The sequence below is a fragment of the Micromonospora sp. AMSO1212t genome, assembly GCF_008868145.1.
Lineage (GTDB): Bacteria > Actinomycetota > Actinomycetes > Mycobacteriales > Micromonosporaceae > Micromonospora > Micromonospora tulbaghiae.
The window spans coordinates 1-9,022 of the sequence record NZ_WBKS01000175.1 but is presented as its reverse complement, the minus strand read 5'-3'; the positions used below and the strand labels follow the sequence as shown (position 1 = coordinate 9,022).

At 73.5% G+C, this 9,022-nt stretch carries 10 protein-coding genes; 7 read left to right on the top strand and 3 right to left on the bottom strand.

Going from position 1 to position 9,022, the window contains the following annotated elements:
• Positions 1-96: 96 nt before the first annotated feature.
• The gene (locus tag F8279_RS30735; protein ID WP_225853433.1) at positions 97-312 is read right to left on the bottom strand and encodes a DUF6244 family protein; all 216 of its coding nucleotides are present in this window, start codon (positions 310-312) and stop codon (positions 97-99) included.
• Here F8279_RS30735 and F8279_RS27675 point away from each other — a divergent pair.
• Entirely contained in the window at positions 224-991 is a 768-nt protein-coding gene (locus tag F8279_RS27675) for an alpha/beta fold hydrolase (RefSeq protein ID WP_225853432.1), read from the top strand. The two genes, F8279_RS30735 and F8279_RS27675, sit on opposite strands and share 89 nt — an antisense overlap.
• A 68-nt stretch (positions 992-1,059) precedes the next feature.
• Here the strand turns inward: F8279_RS27675 and F8279_RS27670 are convergent, their stop codons facing one another.
• Both F8279_RS27670 and F8279_RS27665 read right to left on the bottom strand, forming a co-directional pair.
• A complete protein-coding gene (locus tag F8279_RS27670; RefSeq protein WP_151501501.1) occupies positions 1,060-2,652 on the bottom strand; it encodes a GMC family oxidoreductase in 1,593 nt (530 codons plus the stop codon).
• 78 nt (positions 2,653-2,730) lie between these two features.
• Positions 2,731-3,597 (bottom strand): aldo/keto reductase, encoded by an 867-nt coding sequence (locus tag F8279_RS27665; RefSeq protein WP_151501500.1) that lies wholly within the window; start codon positions 3,595-3,597, stop codon positions 2,731-2,733.
• Positions 3,598-3,761: 164 nt separating this feature from the next.
• Between F8279_RS27665 and F8279_RS27660 the strand changes: the two genes are divergently transcribed.
• The 6 genes from F8279_RS27660 to F8279_RS27635 all read left to right on the top strand — a co-directional run.
• The gene (locus F8279_RS27660; protein WP_013287532.1) at positions 3,762-4,127 is read left to right on the top strand and encodes a YciI family protein; all 366 of its coding nucleotides are present in this window, start codon (positions 3,762-3,764) and stop codon (positions 4,125-4,127) included.
• A 279-nt stretch (positions 4,128-4,406) separates the two neighbouring features.
• On the top strand, positions 4,407-5,855 hold the full coding sequence (gene pyk, locus F8279_RS27655) for a pyruvate kinase (RefSeq protein WP_091420586.1): 1,449 nt from the start codon (positions 4,407-4,409) through the stop codon (positions 5,853-5,855).
• Positions 5,852-6,730, top strand: coding sequence for an acyl-CoA thioesterase II (locus F8279_RS27650; protein ID WP_151501499.1), 879 nt, complete (start codon positions 5,852-5,854; stop codon positions 6,728-6,730). Before pyk ends, F8279_RS27650 begins: the two co-directional genes overlap by 4 nt.
• A gap of 71 nt (positions 6,731-6,801) precedes the next feature.
• Positions 6,802-7,272: an Rrf2 family transcriptional regulator gene (locus tag F8279_RS27645; protein ID WP_091420583.1), complete on the top strand. Its 471-nt coding sequence runs from the start codon at positions 6,802-6,804 to the stop codon at positions 7,270-7,272.
• 111 nt (positions 7,273-7,383) lie between these two features.
• Positions 7,384-8,385 carry a sulfite exporter TauE/SafE family protein gene (locus tag F8279_RS27640; protein WP_151501498.1) on the top strand — a complete coding sequence of 334 codons (1,002 nt, stop codon included), beginning with the start codon at positions 7,384-7,386 and terminating at the stop codon, positions 8,383-8,385.
• Positions 8,386-8,585: 200 nt separating this feature from the next.
• A partial coding sequence (locus tag F8279_RS27635) for a cellulose-binding domain-containing protein (RefSeq protein WP_192580787.1) occupies positions 8,586-9,022 on the top strand: 437 nt, incomplete at its 3' end.

Genomic DNA, 9,022 nt, shown 5'->3' with positions numbered 1-9,022 from the left:
ACGATGATGCGTGTCCGATTTCACACACGTCAATGAAAAGTTACGCGGCGGTAACCCTTGTCGCGCCCTGCGCGCAAACCGGCATGCCGGACCGGCTCAGTTGCCCAGCGCCTGGACCTTCGCGATGGTCTCCTGCACGTGCTGCCGGGCCGGCTCCCCGCCCTGCGCGGCCTGCGCCAGCGCCTGCCGGTAGGAGTCGATGACGCCGATCAGTGGGCCCGCCGTGGCCCCCTCCAGCGCGCCCGCCACCAGCGCCCGCGCCTCGGCCGCGTCCTGCGCGGCAGCGGCGGTGCGCGCCTTGGCCTCGTCCAGCTTCTGTGCCGCCGCCGCAGCCGCCGACCCGGTGATCGTGGTCGGTGGCCTGAGTGGAATCTCCATCGCGTACGAGCCGATCGCCGCCCGGCTGCGCGCCGACGGCTACCGAGTCTCGATCTTCCAGTTGCCGAACCTCGGCCTCGGCGACATCCGCGAGTCCGCCCGGGCGTTGTCGTCCTACGTGGACCGGTTGCGCGCCGCCACCGGCGCGGCCCGCGTCGACCTGGTCGGCCACTCCGAGGGCGGCCTGGTCAGCCGCTGGTACGTCAAGTACCTCGGCGGCGCGGCCACGGTCGACCAGTACGTCAGCCTGGGCAGCCCGCAGTACGGCACCTACGTCGCGAACCTGGTCGCCGTCCTCGGGCTGGGCAGTTGCGCCGGGGTGATCGCCTGCCAGCAGATGACCATCGGGTCGAGCTTCCTGGCCGACCTCAACGCCGGGGACGACACCCCCGGCCCGGTGCGCTGGGCCACCGTGCGCACCTGGCAGGACGAGCTGGTCCGGCCGGTGGACAACGCCCTGCTCGCCGACGGCGCGACGAACATCCTGGTGCAGGCGTGGTGCCCGCTGCGGGTCGTCGGCCACCTGGGGCTGGTGCTGGACGGCACCACGTACACGGCGGTGCGTCAGGTGCTCGCGGGCGCCCCGGTCCAGCCGAACTGCTTCGCTGTCTGACACAGGTGCCCGGGCCCGCGCCGCGCGGACCCGGGCACGTCCGGCCGGGCCGTCGTGCGTGCCGTCGTTCAGTCCGCTTCCCGTCCCGTGATCAGGTCGGCGGCCCGCCAGGCCAGCGCGGTCACCGGGGAGCTGGTCCAGCCGGCCACCATCACCGGCAGCACCGACGCGTCGACCACCCGCAGCCCGTCGACGCCGCGTACCCGCAGCTCGGGGTCGACCACGTGCTCGTCGCCGGCGCCCATCGCGCAGGTGCCGATGGCGTGGTAGCCGCAGTAGCCGCGCGCCACAGCCGCCTCGACGATCTCCGCGTCGGTCGTGGTCGCCGTCCCGGGCACCGTCTCGGCCCGGATGCGCTCGGCGATCGGGCCGGTGCCGAAGAACTCCCGCATCCGGCGGAACAGGTCCACCGCCACCCGCCGGTCGTGCTCGGTGGTGAGGTAGTTCGCCACGATGGCCGGCGGCGTACGCGGGTCCGCGTCGGTGATCGTCAGGCTGCCCTCGCTGTCCGGCCGCGTGACGGTGCCCAGGCACATCAGGCCCGGCTCCCGTTCCAGTTCGAGGGCCTTGCCGGGGCGCGGCGGCGCGGCCGAGAACGGCGCCATCAGCAGGTGCGCGTCCGGACGTTCCAGCTCCGGGCGGGACTTGAGGTGGGCCGCCACGTCGAGCACCGGCAGGGCGAGCGGTCCGCCCCCGGTGAGCAGCCAGCGCAGCGTCGCCCGGGCCTGCCCGAGCGGGCTGCCGATGGTCATGTTGTGGCCGCCGCGTTCGGCGAGGCGGTACTGGAGCACCATCGACCGGTGCTCGCGCAGGCCCGCGCCGACCCGGGGCCGGTCGAGCAGCACCGGCACCCCAGCCGCGCGCAGCGTGTCCGCCGGACCGATGCCGGAGACCTGCAACAGGTGCGGGGTCGCGAGGGCGCCCGCGGCGAGGATCACCTCGCCTGCTGCCCGGTACTCGGTCTCCCGGCCGCCGTGCGCCACCCGTACGCCGGTGGCCCGGCCGCCCTCGACGAGCACCCGCAGGACGACGGCGCCGACCTCGACGGTCAGGTTGGGCCGGTGCCGCACCGGGTGCAGGAACGCGTCCGCGGCGCTGACCCGGCGTCCGGCGTGGATGGTGGCGGTGGGGTAGCCGATCCGCTCGTCGTCGTGGGCGTCCAGGTCGTCGGTGCGGCGCCAGCCCAGCTCTGCGCCGGTGGCCACCATCTCCTCGGCGAGCGGGTCGGTGCCGGTGGCGATGGACAGCCGCACCGGGCCGCCCGTGCCCCGGTGCGGCGCCGGCCCGAGCGGATGGTCCTCCAACCGCGGGAACACCTGGCGCATTGCCGGCCAGCCCCAGCCCAGCGGTTCGAGGGCGGCCCAGTCGCGGGCCGCGCCGCGGCTCCAGATCATGCCGTTGACCGACGTCGAGCCGCCGATCATCCGCCCGCGCTGCCAGATCTCCTGGCGGCCCGGCCCGGTGGTGGCGGGGTAGTGCCAGGCGGTGCGCCGGTCGTCCATCAGCCGGGAGAACGCCTTCGGCACCCGCACGTACGGGCTGCGGTCCCAGCCGCCCGCCTCCAGCAGAAGCACCCGTGTCCCCGGATCCTCGGTGAGGCGGTTCGCCAGCACGCACCCCGCCGCACCGGCCCCCACGATGACGTAGTCGAACTCCTCCACAGCGGACCCCCACTCGTGAGAATCCCTCTGACAGTAGTTGTTCGATCACATTCCGCGAAAGGGCCGGGCGGCGTGCGGTCAGGCGGCCTTGGCCAGCGCCTCGAACTCGTCGTCGGTCAGCTCCACCTCGGCCGCCGCCACGTTCTCCTCCAGGTGCGCCACCGACGACGTGCCCGGGATCGGCAGCATCACCGGCGAGCGGCGCAACAGCCAGGCCAGCGCGAGCTGCGCCGGGCTGGCCCCGTGCGCGGTCGAGATCGCGTCGAGCGGGCCGCCGGGCCGGGCCAGGTTGCCGGTGGCGATCGGGAACCACGGAACGAACGCCAGGTCGTGGCGCTCGCAGTGCTCCAGAACGTCCTCCGCGCCGCGGTCGGCCAGGTTGTAGAGGTTCTGCACGGACACGATCGGCGCGATCGCCCGGGCCGCCTCGATCTGCTCGACGCTGACCTGGGACAGCCCGATGTGCCGGATCTTGCCCTCCTGGCGTAGCAGCGCCAGCTCGCCGAGCTGGTCGGCCAGCGGCACCTTCGCGTCGATGCGGTGCAGCTGGTAGAGCGGGATGCAGTCCAGGCCCAGGTGGCGCAGGCTCAGCTCGCACTGCTGGCGCAGATACTCCGGGCGGCCCACCGGGCGCCAGTCGTCCGGGCCGGAGCGGGTCAGCCCGGCCTTCGTCGCGATGACCAGGTCGTCGGCGTACGGGTGCAGCGCCTCACGGATCAGCAGCTCGCTGACGAACGGCCCGTACGAGTCGGCGGTGTCGATGAACGTCACGCCCAGCTCGTACGCGCGGCGCAGCACCCGTACCGCCTCGGCCGGATCCTTGGGGTCGCCCCACACGCCGGGGCCGGTGAGCTGCATCGCCCCGTAGCCGAGGCGGTCGACCGGCAGGTCGCCACCGATCCGGTAGCTGCCCGACGCCTTGGCGGGCTGGGTGCTGGTGGCCATTCGCGGTCCTCCTGTGCTCGTTCGTGCCTCGCGGGGCGGGACTGCGCCCCGACCCCTGGACATTCCCTGAATCGTGGCGGCGAAGCACTGGTAGTTGCGGCGAGCAGCCCCGGCACACCGGGCCGCCGTGGGAGGCTGGGCGGGACGGTGGTCAGGAGGTGCGCATGGCCGCGACGCCACGGCTCGACTTCGCGCTCGACACGTACGAGTGCATCGTGCTCTACCCCGGCCCTTCGGGGCGGGCCCTGCCGGACGAGACCGTGCAGCGGCTGCAGGCCGAGCACCTCCAGCACATGCGGGCGCTGCAACGGCGCGGCATCGTGCTCGTGGACGGGTCAGTGGACGGCCCGGCCCGGGAACCCGACCCGCCGATCGGTTTCGGCCTGGCCCGGACCGGCTCGGTGGACGACGTCCGCAGCGTCATGGAGGCCGACCCGGCGGTGCAGGCCGGTCTCTACCGCGTCGAGGTGCTCACCTTCCTCTGCCCGGCCGGCTCACTGGAGTTCCCGCTGGTCAAGACGGAGAGCTGAGACTCCCGCGCGCCCCTGCGGGCAGCACCGCCCGCTGCCGCGTACCCAGTGCCCGCCCACGGCCGGACGGCCGAGCGCGGCGGCCCCACAGTGCCCCGGGCCGGCCCGTGGCGGCGAGCGGTACGATTTCTCACCGCGCGGTCGCCGATGCCCGCCACACGACGTTCCGGTGCGGTACGCCTACCGCCCGCCCACGCGGTTGACGCGCGTCGTTGGACAAATGTTCCGCAGTCCGCAAGGGGTCGGCCGGGAGGCCGACCCGGAGGAGAGACTAGCCTGATGGGCGTGACACGCCGCGTGAAGATCGTCTGTACCCTCGGCCCCGCCACCTCGTCCCCGGAGCGTATCCGGGGACTCGTCGAGGCAGGCATGAACGTGGCGAGGCTCAACTTCAGCCACGGCAGTCACGCCGACCACGAGTCGGTCTACCGGCTGGTCCGCGAGGCGGCCGAGGCGTCCGGCAAGCCGGTCGCGGTGCTCGCCGACCTCCAGGGTCCCAAGATCCGCCTGGGCAAGTTCGCCGACGGCCCGCACGAGTGGCGCACCGGCGACTCCGTCGTGATCACCGGCGACGAAGTGGTGGGCACCAAGGAGCGGGTCTCCTGCACCTACCGCAAGCTGCCCCAGGAGGTGAAGCCGGGCGACCGGCTGCTGATCGACGACGGCCGCGTCGCGGTCGAGGTCAGCGACGTCACCGGCAACGACATCCGGTGCCTGGTCACCGAGGGCGGTCCGGTCTCCAACAACAAGGGCGTCTCGCTGCCGAACGTCGCGGTGAGCGTCCCGGCCCTGTCGGACAAGGACGCCGAGGACCTGCGCTTCGCCCTCGGCCTCGGCGTCGACCTGGTCGCGCTCTCCTTCGTCCGCTCGCCGGAGGACATCAAGCTCGTCCACTCGATCATGGACGAGGAGGGGGTGCGCCGCCCGGTCCTGGCCAAGGTCGAGAAGCCGGAGGCGGTCGACCACCTGGAGGCGATCGTGCTCTCCTTCGACGGGGTCATGGTCGCCCGCGGCGACCTGGGCGTCGAACTGCCGCTGGACCAGGTGCCGCTGGTGCAGAAGCGCGCCGTGCAGCTGTGCCGGGAGAACGCCAAGCCGGTCATCGTCGCCACCCAGATGCTCGACTCGATGATCGAGAACTCCCGCCCGACCCGCGCCGAGGCCTCCGACGTGGCGAACGCGGTGCTCGACGGCGCGGACGCGGTGATGCTCTCCGGCGAGACGAGCGTCGGCAAGTACCCGGTGCTCACGGTCAGCACCATGGCGAAGATCGTCACCACCACCGAGGCCGGCTCGATCGCCGTCCCGCGGTTGCAGCACGACCCGCGTACGCACGGCGGCGCGCTCACCGTCGCCGCCTCGTCGATCGCCCGGGCCATCGGCGCCAAGGCCATGGTCGCGTTCTCGCAGACCGGCGACACAGTCAAGCGGCTGGCCCGGCTGCACTGCGACCTGCCGCTGCTGGCGTTCACGCCGGTGCCGGAGGTGCGCAACCAGCTCGCGCTGTCCTGGGGCGTGGAGACGTTCCTGATGCCGTTCGTCCAGCACACCGACGACATGTTCCGCCAGGTCGACCAGGCGCTGCTCGGCCTCAACCGGGCCAACCCGGGCGACTACGTGGTGATCGTGGCGGGCAGCCCGCCCGGCACCCCGGGCTCCACCAACACGCTGCGCGTGCACCAGCTCGGCTCGCTGGTCGACGCGGCCTCGGCGCGAGCCCTCCAATGAGTGGTGTGGCCACCGGGCAGGCGGCCGTCGACCAGCTGCTGGAGGTGCTCGACCTCGCCCGTACCGGGGAGATGACCTTCCGGGGGATGAGCCCGCAGGTGGGCCCGCAGCGGGTCTACGGCGGGCAGGTCGCCGGCCAGGCCCTGGTCGCGGCCGGCCGCACCGTCGACGCGGAGCGGGCCGTGCACTCCCTGCACGGCTACTTCGTGCGCCCCGGCGACCCGGCCGAGCCGATCGAGTACCAGGTGGAGAACGTCCGGGACGGCCGGTCCTTCTCGGTACGCCGCTCGGTGGCGTTGCAGCACGACAAGCCGATCTTCTTCATGTCCGCGTCGTTCCAGCGTCAGGAGGAGGGGCTGGACCACCACGCCCCGCTCCCGCCGGACGTACCCGGCCCGGACGACGTGCCGACCATGACCGACCGGCTCTCCCGCTACCCGGAGCGCCTGGGTATCTGGGGGATGATCCCGCGCCCGATCGACGTGCGCTACGTCGGCGAGCCCGGCTGGGTCCGCCCCGGCGACCGCCCGGCCGAACCGCACCAGCGGGTGTGGATGCGCCTGGACGGCAAGCTGCCGGACGATCCGCTGCTGCACGCGTGCGCCCTCACGTACGCCTCCGACCTGACGCTGCTGGACTCGGTGCTCTCGGTGCACGGCGAGGTGTGGGGCCCGGGCGGCGTGGTCGGTGCGAGCCTCGACCACGCGCTGTGGTTCCACAGGTCCTTCCGCGCCGACGAGTGGTTCCTGTACGACTGCTGGAGCCCGTCCGCGTCGGGCGCCCGCGGGCTGGCCACGGGCCGGATGTTCACCACCGACGGCCGGCACATCGCCAGCGCCGTACAGGAGGGGCTGCTGCGGCGCGTCGGCGGCTGACCGCCCGGCCGGTGATCGTCCGGGCGCGGGTCGGGGGGCCGGTCCGCGGGGCAGCGGACTAACCTGGCCGTATGCGTCTCTCCGCCCGGGTCGACTACGCCCTCCGCGCGGCCGCTGAGCTGGCCTCGGTCGCGGACGGAGGGACCACCGGGCGGAGCCGCCCGGTGACCGCCGAACAGATCGCCCGCGCACAGGACATCCCGCCGAAGTTCCTGGAGAGCATCCTGCTGCAGCTGCGGCGGGGCGGCATCGTGCACGCCCAGCGTGGCCCCGAGGGCGGCTACTGGCTGGCCCGGCCAGCCGGGGAGATCTCCCTGGCCGAGGTGATCCGCGTCATCGACGGTCCACTCGCGCATGTGCGCGGGCACCGCCCGGAACAGCTCGGCTACCAGGGTGCGGCCCGCGCGTTGCAGGACGTCTGGATCGCGCTGCGCGCCAGCGAGCGGGAGATCCTCGACCTGGTCACCATCGCCGACGTGGCCGCCGGCGCGCTGCCCGGCCGGGTCAACGAGCTGGCCGCCGACCCGCGCGCCTGGAGCTGACCACACCGTCCGGCGTCTCCTACCAACCGGATGGGGGACTTGACCCGGGACGCCTCCGTGCCGCATTGTCGACCAAGTTGATAGGAGATACCGAAAAGTCAGGGGGCGCTCGTGCGCAAGCTGCTGGTCCTCGCCCTCGTCGGGCTCGCCGCGCAACTCGTCGACGGCGCGCTCGGCATGGCGTACGGGCTGACCTCCTCGACGCTTCTCCTGTTCGCCGGCGTGGCGCCGGCCGCCGCGTCCGCCTCGGTGCACCTGGCCGAGATCGGCACCACGCTCGCCGCGGGCGTCTCGCACTGGCGTTTCGGCAACGTCGACTGGAAGGTGGTCGGCCGGATCGCGCTCCCCGGCGCGATCGGCGCGTTCGCCGGGGCGACGTTCCTCAGCTCCATCTCCACCGAGGCGGCGGCGCCGTGGATGGCCGCCATCCTGTTCACGCTCGGCGCGTACCTGCTGGTGCGGTTCTCCCGGCCGCTGCGGGCAAACCGGGCGGGTGGCCGGCTGCGTAGCCGCTTCCTCGCCCCGCTCGGCCTGGTCGCCGGCTTCGTCGACGCCACCGGCGGCGGTGGCTGGGGTCCGGTCGCCACCCCGGCGCTGCTGGTCTCCGGCCGGATGGAACCCCGTAAGGTCATCGGCTCGGTGGACACCTCCGAGTTCGTGGTGGCCGGCGCGGCGAGCATCGGCTTCCTGATCGGCCTGGGCTCCGAGGGCTTCCTGCTGCCCACTGTGGCCGCGCTCCTGGTCGGTGGCCTGATCGCCGCGCCGATCGCGGCCTGGCTGGTCCGCATCGTCCCCGCCCAGTTGCTCGGCGCCGTGATCGGCGGCGTGATCGTGCTGACCAACGCCCGCACCCTGCTGCGCGCCGGTGACCTGGGCGGCTCGGTGCCGGCGGTGGTGTACGCGCTGCTCGCCACCGCCTGGGTGGTCGCCGTCGGGCTGGCGGTGCGGGCGCTGCGCCGTACCCGCCGGGCCCGGGCCACTGTGGAGTCCGCGCTCGCGGCCGGCTCGGTCGACGCCCCGGCGCCGGTTGCCGCCGGTTCGGTGGACGCCTCCGCGCCGGTCGCCGAGCCCGAGGAGCCCCGGCGGCTCGCCACCGCCGTCGAAAAGGGCTGAGCCTCCGGTCTCGCCCACAGCGAGGGCTCTCGGCGCCGCGCTTGTCGAGGCGCGGGCAGATGGTTAAGCTGGCGAAGCGCGGAGCCTAATCACCGACGTCGATATATCGGCGTCGCCCGTCGCATCAGGGCACGTACCTTCCCCGCCGGTCCGGGCAGGCCGGCGTCGTCGCGTGCCTGACCTCCGCGAAAGGCATCCCCGTGCACCCCACCACACCACGCCGCCGGATCGCGCTGCTCGCCGCGGCCTCGGCGGTCACGCTGTCGGCCGGCGCGCTCACCACGATGACGGCCGCCGCGGCGGCCGTCGCCTGCCGGGTCGACTACCGGATCACCAACCAGTGGAGCGGCGGCTTCGGCGCCGACGTGACAGTGACCAACCTCGGCGACCCGGTCGACGGCTGGACCCTCGGCTGGAGCTTCGCCGCCGGCCAGCAGGTCGTCCAGGCGTGGAACGCGACGGTCAGCCAGTCCGGCGCCCAGGTCAGCGCCCGCGACGCCGGTTACAACGCGGCCATCGGCACCGGCGGCACCGCGAACTTCGGCTTCAACGGCTCGTGGAACAACGCGTCGAACCCGGTCCCGGCCGCGTTCACGCTCAACGGCACCGCCTGCACCGGCGCACCGTCCACCACCCC

Excerpts from the sequence above, each read along its gene's own strand:
- F8279_RS27645 (WP_091420583.1), top strand. The coding sequence starts at position 6,802 with ATGCGTCTCTCCGCCCGGGTCGACTACGCCCTCCGCGCGGCCGCTGAG.
- F8279_RS27665 (WP_151501500.1), bottom strand. The coding sequence starts at position 3,597 with ATGGCCACCAGCACCCAGCCCGCCAAGGCGTCGGGCAGCTACCGGATC.
- F8279_RS27660 (WP_013287532.1), top strand. The coding sequence starts at position 3,762 with ATGGCCGCGACGCCACGGCTCGACTTCGCGCTCGACACGTACGAGTGC.
- F8279_RS27650 (WP_151501499.1), top strand. The coding sequence starts at position 5,852 with ATGAGTGGTGTGGCCACCGGGCAGGCGGCCGTCGACCAGCTGCTGGAG.
- pyk (WP_091420586.1), top strand. The coding sequence starts at position 4,407 with ATGGGCGTGACACGCCGCGTGAAGATCGTCTGTACCCTCGGCCCCGCC.